The sequence below is a fragment of the Weissella paramesenteroides genome (assembly GCF_051903945.1).
Lineage (GTDB): Bacteria > Bacillota > Bacilli > Lactobacillales > Lactobacillaceae > Weissella > Weissella paramesenteroides_A.
This window is the reverse complement of sequence record NZ_CP192268.1, coordinates 1,570,350-1,586,311: the sequence shown is the minus strand read 5'-3', so window position 1 is coordinate 1,586,311 and position 15,962 is coordinate 1,570,350. Positions and strand designations below refer to the sequence as shown.

Below are 15,962 nucleotides of genomic sequence, written 5' to 3'. Positions count from 1 at the left end.
CGGGCTTTTATGTGTCACAAAAGAGAACTTTTGTTAGATACATCATTTGCCTGTTGTTTATTTGTAATTCTTACAGGGAGGAAATAATGGAAATATCTGAAGCACGTCGCAAATTGGCTGACATGTCCGCAGAAATCGAAAAATTCGGTGATTCGTTGGATTTAGACGCATTGAATGATGAAATCGCAGCAAATGAAGCAAAAATGGTTGAACCTGATTTTTGGCAAGATAATGTTGCGGCACAAAAAATTATTGACGAAAATAATGTCTTAAAGGGGCGCCGTGATGACTATTTAAAGTTGGCAAACGGCGTTGAAAATGTAGAGGCAGCCATCGATTTGTTAAGTGAACTTTATGATGAAGATATGGCAACCGAGATGGCTGATGATTTGGATAAACTAAGTGAAGATTTATCTGCTTATCGCTTAGCGCAATTATTAAATGAGCCATATGATAAAAATAATGCTATTTTAGAGATTCATCCTGGTTCAGGTGGGACTGAATCTGCTGACTGGGGTGCTAACCTGCAGCGTATGTACACACGTTGGGCAGAACAACATGGGTTTAAAGTAGATATTATGGATTATCATCCAGGAGATGTTGCCGGTGTTGATTCAGTGACACTAATGATTACTGGACATAATGCTTATGGATATCTACGCTCGGAACGTGGCGTACATCGTTTTGTACGTATTTCGCCATTTGATTCTGCTGGTCGTCGGCATACATCGTTTGTGTCAATCGATGTGATGCCTGAACTAGATGATTCAGTAGAGGTAGACATTAATCCAGCTGACGTTAAAATGGATGTTTATCGTGCGTCAGGAGCAGGTGGTCAGCATATCAATAAAACATCGTCTGCTGTTCGCTTAACGCATATACCAACTGGCATTGTGGTTGCTTCACAGCAACAACGATCACAATTTCAAAATAAAGATACAGCCTATGCTATGTTACGTGCAAAACTGTACCAGTTGGAGATGGATAAAAAAGAAAAGGAACGTGCAGCGATTGCTGGTGACCATTTAGAAAATGGGTGGGGATCGCAGATTAGGTCTTATGTTTTCCAGCCTTATCGTATGGTAAAAGACCATCGTGATGGATTTGAATCAGGAAATCCGCAAGCAGTGATGGATGGTGATTTGGATCCGTTCATTAATGCATATCTACGTTGGCGTTTATCAGAACAAAACCCTGAATAAAAAGTGAGCCGAAAGTTATTAAAAAAAACTGAATCCAACAACCTAACCATATTGATTTGGTAGGTTGTTGGATTCAGTTTTTTGTTGCATTCTTTTTAGCATCTATTTACGCACTAATTACGCACTAATTCAGTATAGGCAGCATCGTCTAATACTAAATCAATTTCACCGATGTATTCTAGCGGATCAGCCTTAATAAAAGTGTGCTTAAAGACATAGAGTCCATCGTCAGTTGATTGTGATTCAATCCCACCCATATCATACAGGTCGACACCTTCATCGAGAGCCCATTGAATCATTGCAGTTTGAACGGCATATGGTGCATAGTAAGTAGGACCATCATTTGAACCTGCATACATGTACCAAATCTTACGACCATATTTAAAGCCGATACCAGTTGAGAGTAACTCGCCCTCACGTTCTGCTATGTAAACACGCATGATACCATTGTCGCCAAAAGCATCACGCATACGTTCGAAGTAATCCTTTGGACGATAAGTGATACCATGACGATTAGCCATATTGACATATGTTTCATAAAAGGCATCCATTGCGGCAGTATCGCTACCGTAACGGACAGTCACGCCATCACGCATTGGTCGCTTTAATTTTGACTTTGTTTTTGATGGGTATAAATCAAAGGTCTCTTTTGCATCTGGTTTTGCTTTTAGATCCAGCACCATGTTTAGACGAGGTTGAATCGTTGCATGCATCCCCTCATCTGCAACATTACGGTTGCGTGTTTCGAAACCATGTTCTTGAAGTTGTGTATTCAATTCATCAGAATAAAGAACTTCTGGATCCATGCGGATGACATAGGCATCATCATCAGCTAGTGCTTTTTTTGCTTCGGTCATTAATTGTTCTAATAAATCAAGGTTAGTAATATCCATGACTGGACCTTTTGAAGCATAGGCAAATTTTTTACCTAATTTTGTTTGGGTCAATAGCATTGAAATCGCAGCAATGATATTACCGGCTTCGTCAGTGACGTAAGCATAACGTGGCTCCCAATTATTTTTAATTTTTGCCCAACCTAGATCTTGTCCGACTTGGCCATAAGGTGAGTGTTGCACAAATTCTTCATATTTTTTGACAGCTGCCGTGTCACTTAAATCTAAAACTGGCATGTTATCCTTCTTTCTTTAGCATATGGCTAATTTAGATCTCCTTATGAATTATAACATAGGCAATAAAATTGTTTTTAGCGTATAATGAACTTTATGGAAACTATTAAATCAGCAAAAAATAGCCGTGTCAAAGCATGGCAAAAATTACAGACTAAAAAAGGCCGTCAAGCCAGTGAAACTTATCTACTTGATGGTTGGCATTTAGTGCAAGAAGCTATTCAACATGATGGTAAATTACACGCAGTGATGGGAACGGCAGAACAATTAGCAGAACACCAGGAGGAATTACCGCTAGGCGTACCCGTTTTTGAAATTACAGATGACATTGCGAAAAAGTTATCGGATTTGGTGACACCACAAGGCATTTTTGCAGAAGTGTCACTACCTAGTGCTACACGTGAACCACAATTTATTCACGATGGTGCTTGGTTGTTTTTGGATGCGATTCAAGATCCAGGTAATGTTGGTACGATGGTAAGGACGGCAGATGCTGCTGGATTTACGGGCGTTGTATTTGGGCATGGATCGGTTGATCCATATTCGCCAAAAGCATTACGTGCAATGCAAGGTTCACAATTCCATCTAACAACGACAACTGGTAATTTAGCAGACTGGACAGCTTCATTTACACAGAATGGTATGAATGTCTATGGCACGCAATTAGATCCAGAAGCTGCAGATGTCTTTACTGTGCCAGCACAAACACAATTTGCTTTAATTATGGGGAATGAAGGGCAAGGTATGCAATCAGAATTGGCAAAGATGACAACTAAGAATCTATATATTCCAATTTCTGGTCAAGCTGAGTCATTGAATGTTGCAGTTGCAGCAGGTATCGCAATGTTTGCATTAAAGGCTCGTTAAAGATTTGTAAAGTAATCTAGGTTTGTGCGAGGGGGAAGAGCAATGCTAGATTGGCAAAAAGATAAAGTATATAGTGATATTGTGAAAGATTTGTTGTCACATCCACAAGTACAGGAAATGGCTAATTATACACAACATCATCATTCTGATCGATTAACACACTGTATTACAGTCTCTTACGTTAGTTATCGCTTAGCTTTACGCTTTGGTTTAAACGCTACAGCAGTCGCACGTGCAGGCGTGTTACACGATTTGTTTTTCTACGATTGGCGTGAAACAAAGTTTGAACTTGGCTCACATGCCTTTATCCATCCGCGAGTTGCTTTGCGTAATGCTGAAAAAATAACTAATCTTTCTCCAATGGAAAAAGATATTATTTTGAAACATATGTGGGGTGCCACGAGTGAATTACCGCATTATCGTGAGAGTTTATTAGTTGATTTGGTCGATGATTATTTGGCAGTTGCTGAATTTTTTTCACCAGCATCAGCTCGTATGAAGCGTTTATTCCATACGAATTAACGATAAAAGAGACAGACAATAGAAAAGGCTAGCCTCATTTTGATGTAATTATCATCAGAATAAGGCTAGCCTTTTAATTTTTTATTCTTTTAATTAGTGAGCGCTGACTTTACGACCGTGGATAAAGTAGTAAAGGATAATACCAATTAGTGCAATTACTGCCATCACGATAAATAAGTTTTGATAACCAAGCATTGGCTGGATAAAACCAATGATAGAAGGACCAAAACCCAATGAAAATTCATAACAAATAAAATAAGTGGCAGTTGTCTGTGTTAAACGATCAGCAGGTACCATCTGTGTCGTTGTTGATTGTACGGCAGATTGAAAATTACCAAACCCAAAACCAATCAAAATAGCAGCAAGTAACATCATCCAGCCGTTTGACATTTTACCGAGAATAAACAAACCAATCGCCAAAATAATTAATGCTGGGTAAACAACATAATTTTCATTTTTATTATCCATTAATCGACCAACTAGTGGCCGAGAAACTAGAATGGCCAGGGCATATACCAAGAAGAAATAAGATGCAAAAGTTACTAAGTTTAAATCACTGGCATAAAAATCTAGTTCGGATTGTAGAGCAGCATAACCAAATGTAACAAAGCCAAGGGTCAAAGAGATACCAAGAACTTTTGGCTCGATTAATGTTCTTAAATTAAATTTTTTATTCGTTGACGTGGCCTTGATAGTAACTTTTTTTGCGTCAATTAGAAATGAAGCAATCAAAGCAACAACACCTGTAATAAATTCTAACCAAAATAAGATGGTGTATGAATAATGTTGTTCAATCAATAGTGCTAAGAAAGGACCAAATGCTGTTCCTAGGATAGTGGCTAATGAGAAGTACGCAATGCCTTCGGCTCGTCGTGCGAGAGGAATCACATTAATGACTGCTGTGTTAGTAACTGTACCAGTTAAGCCTACTGCTAATCCTTGAATAAAGCGAATGATCAACAAGTAGATGATCCCGCCTTCGTATTGATAAGCAAGTAGGATTGGTACGAGAATAATCATGCTTAGAATCGTTAATTTTTTAGCACTAAATTTTGCAGTCATGATACCGGCACTAAAGCGGGCCACCATTGTACCAATAATGGTCATACCAGTTATTAAACCAGCAACGGTCGTACTAACATGGTAGGTATGAACCGAATATGGACCAATGATAACAAACAGACTGTAGAAAGTCATCATACTAAGAATTTGAATAATAAACAATTGAATAAAAGTTGCATTAAAAATGCTAGAGGAGTCGCTATTTGACGTAATACTGTACCTATCTTTCAAAAAAATTTCCTAAATAATTATACACCTTCTGTCAAATCGCCTCTTTTCGTGCGAAACAAATGACGATATAATGAGTCATGTGGGAATTAGAAGTTATTCCGTGCATTTTTTGTAAGTAAAGCATAGAATGAATATACGAGAAGAGAAATTTAGCTAGTTAAGGAGAAAAAATATGGTAGTTGTAACCGATAAGGCGACCGATGCTGCAGAATTATGTGAAAATAAATTATGTGATAAATTTGTCGCAACCTTTGAGATTCTTGGTCGCAAATGGAATGGCATGATTATTGAGACATTGCTAGTCAATGGTCCACGCCGTTTTAAAGACTTGGCACAATCAGTATCAAAATGTTCAGACCGTGTGTTGGTTGAACGTTTGAAGGAGTTAGAAGCTGCAGATATTGTTGAGAGACGTACTTATGATGACTCAGCTTTGATTGAATATGCGTTAACAGCACGTGGCGAATCAATGCGTGATATGATGACGGCAATTCATGAGTGGTCAGATAAGTGGCAGTGTCCTGCAAAATAGAAACTTGAAAAGTTAAAATAAAATTTGTACAATAGAGCAAGAAACAATGAATGACCTAGTAGGTGTCTTTTGAAAGATTAGCGAGCAGGAAGTGGTGAGAGCCTGTCTTTGAAAGCATTGAATTTCAGTCAGGAGTTCATCAGTGAAAAGTTGATGCGGTCTATCACCGTTAACAGATACCTGAGGGTAATCTTTGCAAGATTACTGAATTTTTTGGGTGGTACCACGTTAATTAGCGTCCCTTCGATAGTTATTTATCGAAGGGATTTTTATTTGCAAAATTCTATGAAGATTAAGGGAGAACAGAAATGAGTTTACAAGATGAGCTCACGACATTGCGCGATGAAGCATTAACACAAATTAATGATGCAGCCGATGTTAAAGCATTGAATCAAGTACGAGTACATTGGTTAGGGAAAAAAGGACCGTTAACTGAAGTGCTACGCGGTATGAAAAATTTGACACCGGAGGAACGTCCAGTAGTTGGTGCACTGGCAAATGAGGTACGTGATACATTAACTGCGGCGATTGCTGAGCGGCAAACGCGCTTAGAAGCAATTGCTTTGGATGCGCAGTTAGCAGCTGAAGCAATTGACGTAACCTTACCAGGACGTACTGTCCAACAAGGTCAACCACATGTGTTACAACAAATTATTGAAAATCTGGAAGATCAATTTATCGGCATGGGTTATCAAGTAATTGAAGGACCAGAGGTTGAAGAAGATCAATATAACTTTGAACGTATGAATTTACCTAAAGATCACCCTGCCCGGGATATGCAAGATACGTTCTACATCACACCTGAAATTTTAATGCGCACGCAAACTTCTCCAGTTCAAGCACGTACGATGGAAGCACATGACTTCAGCAAAGGACCTTTGAAAATGGTCTCTCCTGGTCGTGTGTACCGCCGTGATACTGATGATGCAACACATTCACATCAGTTCCATCAAATGGAAGGTCTTGTGATTGACAAGCATATTACCATGGGCGATTTAAAGGGCACATTATTAGCAGTTGCCCATAATTTATTTGGTGAAGCCCATGATATTCGTTTGCGTCCATCATACTTTCCATTCACTGAACCATCCGTTGAGGTTGATATTTCATGGCATGCAGTAACACCAGATATGAATCCAGAGGATATTGAGTGGATCGAAGTACTTGGTGCAGGAATGGTGCACCCAAATGTTTTGCGTAAATCTGGTATTGATCCAGACGTTTATGGCGGTTTTGCCTTTGGTCTTGGCCCTGATCGTTTCGCAATGCTTAAGTATGGGGTAGAAGATATTCGTAACTTCTACTTGAATGATGTGCGTTTCTTAACGCAATTTGATCAGAAAGGATAAGACAAAATGAAAGTTTCAGTAAATTGGTTACGTGATTATTTACCAATTGCATTACCTGCATCACAATTAGCAGAAAAAATTTCTCGTACAGCGGTTGAAATCGAGGGACAGTATCAACCTAAGGGAAATATGAAAAAAGTTGTTATTGCTAAGGTCTTATCAGTTGTTCCACACCCAGATTCAGATCATATGGTAATTACACAATTAGATGCTGGTGAAGATGAACCAATTCAAGTTGTCACTGGTGCACCAAATGTTGCTGAGGGCCAAACTGTTATCTTGGCCAAGCATGGATCAGTTATTGGCGATAATAAAAAAATTCGTAAAGGTAAACTACGTGGTGAAGTATCAAATGGTATGTTAGCTGCATTACAGGAGCTTGGCTTTGAAGATAAAGTTTCACCAAAAGATTTTGAAGAGGGTATTTGGGTATTCAATGATGTTGATGCTGCTGATTTGAAACCAGGTGAAGATGCTTTGACTGTGCTTGGATTAGATGATGATGTCCTTGAGACAGGTATCACGCCTAATCGAGCAGACTTATTTTCAATGAATGGTACAGCATGGGAAGTTGCTGCAATCCTTTCAGAAGAACCAACTTTACCTAATTTTGAATTAACTGAGACAACCGAGCAAGCAAGTAATTTAATTTCGGCAACGGCACCTGCTGAATTGGCAACTAAGTATGCTGTTCGTGTGGTTAAGAATGTCACTGTTAAGGATTCACCACTATGGTTACAACGCCGTTTGTGGACAATGGGCATTCGACCAATTTCAAATATTGTTGATATCACCAACTATATGTTATTAATGTACGGTCAACCAATGCATGCCTTTGACTTGAATACCTTACCTGAACCAGAAGTCCATGTTCGTCGGGCACATGATAAGGAAACGATTAAGACATTAGATGGCGTAACCCGTGAAGCATCTGCTGAAGACATTGTGATTGCCTCGGGTGATGAAGCCTTGATGTTTGCTGGTGTCATGGGTGGTGAAACAACAGAAGTAACCCATGAAACAACAGATATTGTCCTTGAAGGGGCTATTTTTGAGCCAAAATCAATTCGTCATACTGCGCGTGATCAAAACCTACATTCAGAGGCTTCAATGCGTTTTGAACGTGGTGTCAATGTTGAAGATACCTTTACAGCATTAGATCATGCCGCAGCCTTGGTTGCTGAATTGGCTGGTGGACAAGTCACTGCCGGCCGTGTGGTCGCACAAGATTACGCCTATGAAGCACCAGTTGTTGATGTGAGTGTTGATCGTGTGAACCATGTGCTTGGCACGAACATTACGACTGCTGAAATTGCTGCTATTTTTGATCGTCTATTCTTTGATTATGAAGAAAATAATGGTGTCTTTTCAGTTACAATTCCAGCTCGTCGATGGGATATTTCCATTGAAGCAGATTTGATTGAAGAAATTGCTCGCTTGTATGGTTTTGATAATTTGCCAGCAACTTTGCCTACTGGTGAAACAACACCGGGTAAGTTGACACCAAAACAACAATTAATTCGTGCTAGCCGTCATGCACTAGAAGGATTGGGCTTAAATCAAGCAATCTCTTATGTTTTGACAACGCCAGAAAAGGCCAACCGCTTTAAGTTACATGATGGTGAACCAATTCAGTTGGATTACCCAATGTCACAGGACCGTCAACAAACTCGAAGTAGCTTACTAACAGGTCTTTTAGATGATGTTGCCTATAATGTGGCTCGTAAGCAAACGGATGTTGCTTTATATGAACAAGGACGTGTCTTTGTTTCTGATGGTGATTTGACAAAGCAACCAGCCGAAATTGAGCATATTGCTGGTGTTCTTTCTGGTAATGTTACTGAGCGTACCTGGGCACAAAAAGCTCAAGCTGCTGATTTTTATATGCTTAAGGGAATTGTTGAACGATTACTGAAGAACTATGATTTTGTTGAGCCTATTCACTTTGTGGCAAATACTGTGCGTGAAGATATGCACCCAGGTCGTACGGCCGATATCTATATTGGCAATACTTTGATCGGCTTTGTTGGCCAAATTCACCCAACAACGGCGAAGGTATACCGTATCAACGAAACATTTGCTTTTGAATTAGACTTGGATGCTGTTATTGCCTTGCCAAAGAATCAAGGACGCTATGAAGTCATTTCACGTTATCCAGCTGTGTCACGTGATTTAGCGATATTGGTCAATCGTGATGTACCTGCATCACGCATTGAAGAGGCTATCCAGCAAGCTGGTGGTAAGCATTTGCACGATATCGTTACTTTTGATGTTTATACTGGTGAAAACGTCCCAAGTGATATGAAATCAATTGCCTTTGGCCTAACCTTCATTAATGCAGAACAAACGATGCTTGATGATGAAACAAATCAAACAGTTGATCACATTGCTGGTGCTTTAGCTGAACAATTTGGTGCTGAAATTCGTTAAAGATTAATTAAAAAAAATATAAATAGCCGCTATTACTGATATACTTGGGTAATAGCGACTGTTTTCGTTATGGACTAAAGATGATTTTAGGAGAACAATTATGAACAACGGTAAACGTACGCGCAATAAAAAGCGGCGTAGTCGGAAAGGAAAAGGACGGTTAGTCATTCTTTTCCTGATATTGATAGCCCTTATTGCTGGTGGTGTTAGCTTCGTAATGAGTTATCAAGATAAGCGTGATTATTCAGCTTTAAATAGCCAAGATAAGAAAAATAAGCAGGTCAAAATTAAAGATGGGGAAAACTCAGAAGAGATTGCTAATAAGTTGGACAAAGCTGGTTTGATCCGTTCAAAAAAGGCATTTATGCACTATCTCTCATCACATAATATTTCTAATTTGAAGTCAGGTTATTATTTATTTGCACCTTCAGATTCAGTTAGTGCTATTGTTAAAACTTTGCGTCAAGGTGGTGCCTCTGCACCATTAAATAATCAGGATACGGTTACGGTTCGCGAGGGTGAAACAATTGATGATATTGCAACTGAGGTAGGCGAAAAGACAAAGTTTACTAAGGCGGAGTTTTTAAAGGCAGTTAACGATAAAGCGTTCTTTAATCGTTTGAAGGCTGCATACCCAGGATTGCTTGATTCTGAGGCATCTAGTAAACAAGTAAAGGATATTCGCTATCGATTAGAAGGATACTTATATCCAGCAACTTATAATTGGAAAGATTCTAATAATGCTCGTGAATTAGTCAATCAAATGGTTGCCCAATCATACACACAATTAAAAGGTAAATTTGAAACAATCAAGAATGCTGGCTTGACCGTACATGAAACATTGACGCTTGCTTCGCTGGTCGAACGTGAAGGAATTGATCAAGATAGTCGACGCACTATTGCAGGTGTATTCTTGAACCGAATTGACAAAAATATGCCACTTCAGTCGGATATTGCAACAAAATATGCACTTAAGACGAATAAGACTAATTTGTCTAATAAAGATGTACAAAGTACAAATCCATATAATCTTTATAAGTATTCTGGTTATGGCCCAGGACCCTTTAATAATCCATCAGCCGAATCTATCGAAGCGGTGTTGAATCCAAAGGACCGGGATAAGAATTATCTATACTTTGTTGCTAATTTGAAGACTGGTAAAGTTTATTACTCTGCAACTTATGACGAACACTTAGGTAAATCTAGCGACCTAGAAGCTGGTAATACTGCCGTGGGAAATAGTGCAGATAACTAAAAAACGAAGGACGACAAGAGCGAGATAATAGTCGTTTCGGAACACGGATAAAGTCACATGTTATGTCGTTAAACTTTAACATGTGGCTTTTCTATTTGTCATTTAATTAATCAACAAAGGAGCGAGGACATGCAGTCAGCACTAGAGATATTACAACAATCATTTGGTTATGATGATTTTCGTGAAGGACAGGCTGAAATTATTGATGCAGTTCTGGCTGGTGAACGCACGCTAGGCATCATGCCAACGGGTGGTGGTAAATCAATTACCTACCAAGTACCTGCATTGATGCTACCAGGTATTACTGTCGTTATCTCGCCATTGATTTCATTAATGAAAAACCAAGTTGATGAGTTAATTGCCAATGGTATTGATGCGGTTACTCTGAATTCGACACAAGATGAAGAGGCTTATCATCATGCCATGAATCATCTATTAAACGGGCAAGCAAAGTTGCTTTATTTAGCGCCCGAACGGTTAAAAAGTGAAGGCACCTATGCTTTATTAAATCGGTTGCAAATTTCATTAGTGGTTATTGATGAAGTTCATGTGTTGTCACAATGGGGGCATGATTTTCGACCAAGTTATTTAGAAGCTGTTCATTTAATCAACAATCTTAACTCGGCACCACGAATTATGGCACTAACCGCTACGGCAACGAAGCGTGTCCAAGGTGATTTGGAAGAACGTTTGGCCATAGACCATACTGTTCGTACAAGTGTGGTCCGTGATAATCTAACGATTCGAATTGAAACTGGGTTAAAAAAGAAGGACAAAGATGATTATGTGAAACGTTATTTGCAAAAGCATGCTGACGACGCTGGCATTATTTATGTGCCAACGCGAAAGTTGGTGACTAGTTTAACAACATTTTTGGCTAGTCAGCATTTATCAGTTGTGGGATATCATGCGGGTATGACAGATAAAGAACGTAATCAAGCACAAGACGATTTCTTGTTTGATCGAGCAAATGTGGTTGTTGCTACCAATGCTTTTGGGATGGGAATCAACAAATCCAATGTACGTTTTGTAATACATTACAGTATGCCCGGATCGGTTGAGGCCTATTATCAAGAAATTGGGCGTGCCGGTCGGGATCATTTACCAGCAGAAGCAATTTTACTTTATGCCGCAGCCGATTTGCAAACACAACGCTTTTTTATTGAAAATAGTGATAATCAAACGCCAGAATACCAGCGTTTGCAAAAAAATAAATTGCAAGAAATGGCGAATTATGGCGCAACAGCAATTTGTTTGCAACAGTATATTACACGCTACTTTGGTGAAGAAACTTTACCATGTGGACATTGTACCAATTGTTTGGATACACGACAGGCAGTTGATGTGACAACTGCTGCACAAAAGGTGTTAAGTCATGTTGTCCGGATGCGAAAAGCTCATCAAAATAAAGATGCCTTTGGTAAGACGGTGACAGCCGATACCTTACGGGGGCATGTACCGGAAAAATTTAAATGGGCTCATTTTGATCAATTACCAACATTTGGTCTAATGCATGGAATACCGCGAGTTAGGATTACATCATTAATTGATTTTTTGTTGGCATCGGGTTATTTACAAGTAACTGGCGAATATAGTGGTTTAATGGTCTCAAAAACTGGTTTACAGGTTTTGCGTGGAGAACATCAGGTTATGCGACGACAGTCAAAACAAACGGTTGATGAACGGGTTACAACAGGATCGCCGTTGACGCAAGATGATTTAAATGAAGCTGAACGAGCTGTATTTACTGAACTACGAAAGTGGCGCTTAGAATTATCAAAGAAAACAGCGATACCGTCGTTTATCATTTTTAATGATCGGACATTAGTTGAATTAGCACGCCAGCAGCCAAAGACACTATCTGAGTTACTTAATATTTCAGGTATTGGTCAAGCAAAAGCAGATAAATATGGGCGAGATGTTCTACAAGTAATTGCTCAGATAACAAACTAATAAACATTAGATACGCCAGGACGAGAAGCATTGTCCTGGCTTTTATTATCTAACAATCAACCATGCTTTTTAATGTTGCATTAACTTTTATTTAACATTATTCTATAGATTATTTTCTAGAATAGTGCTAATCAAATGAGGAGGTGAATGGTTTATCTCAAAAATGTTTATGTTGATTAAACATTCTTTTATAAATGATTGTTAAGTTATTCTTAAGTCATTATATTTAATTCATACATCGTAAGAAAGAGGTGACCCTTTTGAAAGGAAAAATAAATCCAAAATTTGATTGGTATTTAATTGCTATTTTAGTACTAAGTGCTTTTCTATATGGTTGGGGTATCTGGGATGCTGGTAGTGCTAATAGTTATTACACTGCTGCTATTACATCAATGACTAAAAGTTGGTCAAATTTCTGGTATGGTGCATTTGATCCTGCTGGATTTATAACTGTTGATAAACCGCCAGTGGCACTATGGTTCATGGCTATATCAGCTAAAATCTTTGGCATACATGGTTGGTCAGTTGTATTACCCAGTGTTTTAGCCGGAATTGGTTCTGTTTATTTTATGTATAAGCTGATTGCATCGAAGTTTGGTGTTTGGCCAGGTAGAATTGCGGCGCTAGTTATGACGTTAACGCCAACAGTGGTGGCGAATAGTCGTACTAATAATATGGATGCTATTTTAGTATTCTTTTTATTGTTAGCAATATTTACTCTACAAAAGGCAGTTAGTAAGAAAAATATTTGGTTAGTGATTCTAAGTTTTGGGTTAGTTGGCATTAGTTTTAATATTAAAATGCTACAAGCATTTATGATTTTACCAGCTATGTTGGTTTATTACTGGATTGCGATCAAGGTTCCGTGGAAGAAAAAAGTTGCTTGGTTATTTGCTGCGATAGCTTCTTTAGCAATTTTTACGCTAGCATATCCGGTTGCAGTAGATTCAGCTAATAAATCAAGTCGTCCATATATTGGTAGTTCACAAAAGAATTCTTTGCTAGAACTTGCATTTGGTTATAACGGTACAGAAAGATTGTTAGGTCAATCTACAGGTACTGGTGGTGCTTTTCCAGGAATGGGTAGTACAAAAAAAGCTAACGGTAAAGGAATAACAGTTACAAAGCCAAGTGGCAAAATCGGTAAAGGTCATAAACCAAGTGGTAAGCCAACCGCAGGTCAACAGCCTGGGGCAACTAATGGTAACCCTATGAATGGTCAACAGCCGGGTGGAAACACCGGGAAGGGAATGACCGGACAAAAGCCAGGAAGGCAATCGGCTAATGGCAAAGTAAAGATGCCAAATAGCAAGGCAAGGACTGGCAAAATGGGAAAGATGGCCCAAGGTGGCGGCAATAATGCCTTTGCAATTGGAACAGCTGGACCGTTTAGATTACTTCAATCAGACCTAGGTTCACAGATTGGGTGGTATCTACCATTAGCGATACTAGGATTGCTAGCAGGTTTGTTTGGATTTAAACGTCGAGGAGACAAATGGTATCAAATTTCGGATGAACAAAAGGAGGTTGTGTTGTGGGCTGGTTGGTTTGTACCAGTTTATGGTTTCTTCTCGGTTGCAAGTTTTTTCCATCCATACTATACCATTATGTTAGCACCAGCAATTGCTGCCCTAACTGCTATCGGTGTTGCCGCAGTTGCTAAACTAGCCAAGGAAGATGGACATCGACCATTGATTGCTCGGATTTTCATTAGTTTGGGAATTGTCTCAACCCTATTGTTACAAGCTTATTATGTTTGGTCATATTATCAAATTATTAGTATTATCTTGGTTATTGTCGCAGTATTATTGGCAATTTGGTGGTTGTTACCAAAGCAAGCAAACCATAAGATTAAAATTTTTGTATCATTAATTAGCATTATTACTATGGCGGGGTGGTGGTCATTAACTCCAACCCTGTCACATAGTTCAGATGCAATTCCTGCAGCCAGTCCAACTCTATTGGGACAGACAAGTGGTACTGCAATGGGGATGGGTAGTGAAGTGAATACGCGTCTTATGCACTATACTGAAAAACATCAAGGTAGTGCGAAGTACTTATTTGCAACTACAGATTCCAATTCAGCTTCTGGCTATATCATCAAGACTGGTAAATCTGTTATGGCTATTGGTGGTTACAATGGTACAGACCCAACAATGACATTGTCAGAGTTTAAGCAACTTGTTAAGTCGGGACAACTAAAGTATTTTGTGATGGGAAATAGTAGCAAAGCAACTAGTGGACAAATTGGAAAGATTTTGTCTTGGGTTAAAAAGAATGGGACAACTGTAAAATACTCATCAACTACTACAACTTCAAAGACAAAGCAAAGCCCAATGCAAGGCATGGGGATGCAATCACAAAATGCGACACTTTATGATCTATCAACGATATATGGTTAAAGAAAGGAGTGACATTATATGCCATCAAGAAAAGAAAAACCACGATTAGGGCTAATTTTACCTGCATATAATGAACAAGAGATATTACCAACAACCTTAACAAGGTTACATGATATCAAATTGGATTTGATAAAAAATAATTTGATTAGTATGAATAGTTTCATTTTGGTAGTTGATGATGGCTCATCCGATGAAACTTGGCAAATTATTCAACAGAAGGAATTAACACATGCTGATTTGATTGGTGTTAAATTGTCACGTAATTTTGGACATCAGTCAGCTTTATTAGCAGGGATGACAGAAGGTGCTAAACTGGCAGATATTCTCATTACATTGGATGCAGATTTACAAGATAGTCCTGAAGTTATTCAGAACATGATTTTGAAATATAATGAGGGTAATGAAATCGTATATGGTGTCAGATCTAGCCGCAAGGAAGATACGTGGTTTAAACGAAATTCTGCTTTGAGTTTTTATAAAATAGCATCTTTATTGGGTGTAAAATTGATACCAAATCATGCTGATTTTCGATTAATGAGTTGGGTAGCTGTGCAAGAGTTGTTAAAAATGCCAGAAAGAAATGTGTTTTTAAGAGCGATGGTACCATTGGTAGGCTATCAATCAACACAAGTATTCTATGAACGTCAAGAGCGGCAGGCAGGACAGTCAAAATATCCATTGAAAAAAATGTTAAGTTTTGCAATTGATGGCATTACTAGTTTCAGTGTGCAACCCATTCGATTATTATTTAGCATTGGCACATTGATTCTTAGTGTGGCTGGGTTAGAGATAATTTATACTTTGTTTGCTAAAGCTTTTGGTAATACTGAGGCTGGCTGGTCTTCATTAATGATTTCGATTTGGTTACTTGGTGGTATTAACTTAATTGCCATTTCAATTGTTGGTGTTTATATTGGTAAAATATTCAATGAAGTGAAACAGCGTCCTTTATTTCTTATTGAAGATGAAACCGGTAGTTTTGTAAAAAATAGCAAACAGGCCAGTTAAAAAAATATGATTTAATAATAAA

General features: G+C 38.6%; 12 protein-coding genes and 1 other annotated feature. Of the genes, 10 read left to right on the top strand and 2 right to left on the bottom strand.

The window, feature by feature from the left end:
- Positions 1-86: 86 nt before the first annotated feature.
- Positions 87-1,202 carry a peptide chain release factor 2 gene (prfB, locus tag ACQ4QH_RS07810; protein WP_040760497.1) on the top strand — a complete coding sequence of 372 codons (1,116 nt, stop codon included), beginning with the start codon at positions 87-89 and terminating at the stop codon, positions 1,200-1,202.
- 113 nt (positions 1,203-1,315) lie between these two features.
- Here prfB and femX read toward each other — a convergent pair whose 3' ends face one another.
- Entirely contained in the window at positions 1,316-2,332 is a 1,017-nt protein-coding gene (gene femX, locus ACQ4QH_RS07805; protein WP_439818434.1) for a UDP-N-acetylmuramoylpentapeptide-lysine N(6)-alanyltransferase, read from the bottom strand.
- 93 nt (positions 2,333-2,425) lie between these two features.
- Between femX and ACQ4QH_RS07800 the strand changes: the two genes are divergently transcribed.
- Both ACQ4QH_RS07800 and ACQ4QH_RS07795 read left to right on the top strand, forming a co-directional pair.
- Positions 2,426-3,196, top strand: a complete 771-nt coding sequence (locus ACQ4QH_RS07800) for a TrmH family RNA methyltransferase (RefSeq protein ID WP_439818433.1) — start codon at positions 2,426-2,428, stop codon at positions 3,194-3,196.
- Positions 3,197-3,238: 42 nt separating this feature from the next.
- The gene (locus ACQ4QH_RS07795; RefSeq protein ID WP_131473301.1) at positions 3,239-3,718 is read left to right on the top strand and encodes an HD domain-containing protein; all 480 of its coding nucleotides are present in this window, start codon (positions 3,239-3,241) and stop codon (positions 3,716-3,718) included.
- Positions 3,719-3,811: 93 nt separating this feature from the next.
- Here the strand turns inward: ACQ4QH_RS07795 and ACQ4QH_RS07790 are convergent, their stop codons facing one another.
- A complete protein-coding gene (locus tag ACQ4QH_RS07790) occupies positions 3,812-5,011 on the bottom strand; it encodes an MFS transporter (RefSeq protein WP_439818432.1) in 1,200 nt (399 codons plus the stop codon).
- A 172-nt stretch (positions 5,012-5,183) separates the two neighbouring features.
- Here ACQ4QH_RS07790 and ACQ4QH_RS07785 point away from each other — a divergent pair, with 172 nt between their 5' ends.
- The 7 genes from ACQ4QH_RS07785 to ACQ4QH_RS07755 all read left to right on the top strand — a co-directional run bounded on the left by ACQ4QH_RS07785 (position 5,184) and on the right by ACQ4QH_RS07755 (position 15,940).
- Positions 5,184-5,543 carry a winged helix-turn-helix transcriptional regulator gene (locus ACQ4QH_RS07785; RefSeq protein WP_002827821.1) on the top strand — a complete coding sequence of 120 codons (360 nt, stop codon included), beginning with the start codon at positions 5,184-5,186 and terminating at the stop codon, positions 5,541-5,543.
- Between the two features lie 37 nt (positions 5,544-5,580).
- Positions 5,581-5,789: a binding site (T-box leader), on the top strand.
- A 62-nt stretch (positions 5,790-5,851) separates the two neighbouring features.
- Positions 5,852-6,892, top strand: coding sequence for a phenylalanine--tRNA ligase subunit alpha (pheS, locus tag ACQ4QH_RS07780; RefSeq protein WP_439818431.1), 1,041 nt, complete (start codon positions 5,852-5,854; stop codon positions 6,890-6,892).
- A 6-nt stretch (positions 6,893-6,898) separates the two neighbouring features.
- Entirely contained in the window at positions 6,899-9,322 is a 2,424-nt protein-coding gene (gene pheT, locus ACQ4QH_RS07775; protein ID WP_439818430.1) for a phenylalanine--tRNA ligase subunit beta, read from the top strand.
- A gap of 100 nt (positions 9,323-9,422) precedes the next feature.
- Positions 9,423-10,577, top strand: coding sequence for an endolytic transglycosylase MltG (gene mltG / locus ACQ4QH_RS07770; protein ID WP_439818429.1), 1,155 nt, complete (start codon positions 9,423-9,425; stop codon positions 10,575-10,577).
- A 129-nt stretch (positions 10,578-10,706) separates the two neighbouring features.
- Positions 10,707-12,530 carry a DNA helicase RecQ gene (gene recQ, locus ACQ4QH_RS07765; RefSeq protein WP_439818428.1) on the top strand — a complete coding sequence of 608 codons (1,824 nt, stop codon included), beginning with the start codon at positions 10,707-10,709 and terminating at the stop codon, positions 12,528-12,530.
- Between the two features lie 260 nt (positions 12,531-12,790).
- Entirely contained in the window at positions 12,791-14,932 is a 2,142-nt protein-coding gene (locus ACQ4QH_RS07760; protein WP_439818427.1) for an ArnT family glycosyltransferase, read from the top strand.
- Positions 14,933-14,950: 18 nt separating this feature from the next.
- On the top strand, positions 14,951-15,940 hold the full coding sequence (locus ACQ4QH_RS07755; RefSeq protein ID WP_439818426.1) for a glycosyltransferase: 990 nt from the start codon (positions 14,951-14,953) through the stop codon (positions 15,938-15,940).
- The last annotated feature ends 22 nt before the right edge of the window (positions 15,941-15,962 follow it).

What these genes read in the sequence shown, in the direction of transcription:
- prfB (WP_040760497.1), top strand. Translation starts at nt 87, where the DNA reads ATGGAAATATCTGAAGCACGTCGCAAATTGGCTGACATGTCCGCAGAA.
- femX (WP_439818434.1), bottom strand. Translation starts at nt 2,332, where the DNA reads ATGCCAGTTTTAGATTTAAGTGACACGGCAGCTGTCAAAAAATATGAA.
- ACQ4QH_RS07800 (WP_439818433.1), top strand. Translation starts at nt 2,426, where the DNA reads ATGGAAACTATTAAATCAGCAAAAAATAGCCGTGTCAAAGCATGGCAA.
- ACQ4QH_RS07795 (WP_131473301.1), top strand. Translation starts at nt 3,239, where the DNA reads ATGCTAGATTGGCAAAAAGATAAAGTATATAGTGATATTGTGAAAGAT.
- ACQ4QH_RS07785 (WP_002827821.1), top strand. Translation starts at nt 5,184, where the DNA reads ATGGTAGTTGTAACCGATAAGGCGACCGATGCTGCAGAATTATGTGAA.
- pheS (WP_439818431.1), top strand. Translation starts at nt 5,852, where the DNA reads ATGAGTTTACAAGATGAGCTCACGACATTGCGCGATGAAGCATTAACA.
- pheT (WP_439818430.1), top strand. Translation starts at nt 6,899, where the DNA reads ATGAAAGTTTCAGTAAATTGGTTACGTGATTATTTACCAATTGCATTA.
- mltG (WP_439818429.1), top strand. Translation starts at nt 9,423, where the DNA reads ATGAACAACGGTAAACGTACGCGCAATAAAAAGCGGCGTAGTCGGAAA.
- recQ (WP_439818428.1), top strand. Translation starts at nt 10,707, where the DNA reads ATGCAGTCAGCACTAGAGATATTACAACAATCATTTGGTTATGATGAT.
- ACQ4QH_RS07755 (WP_439818426.1), top strand. Translation starts at nt 14,951, where the DNA reads ATGCCATCAAGAAAAGAAAAACCACGATTAGGGCTAATTTTACCTGCA.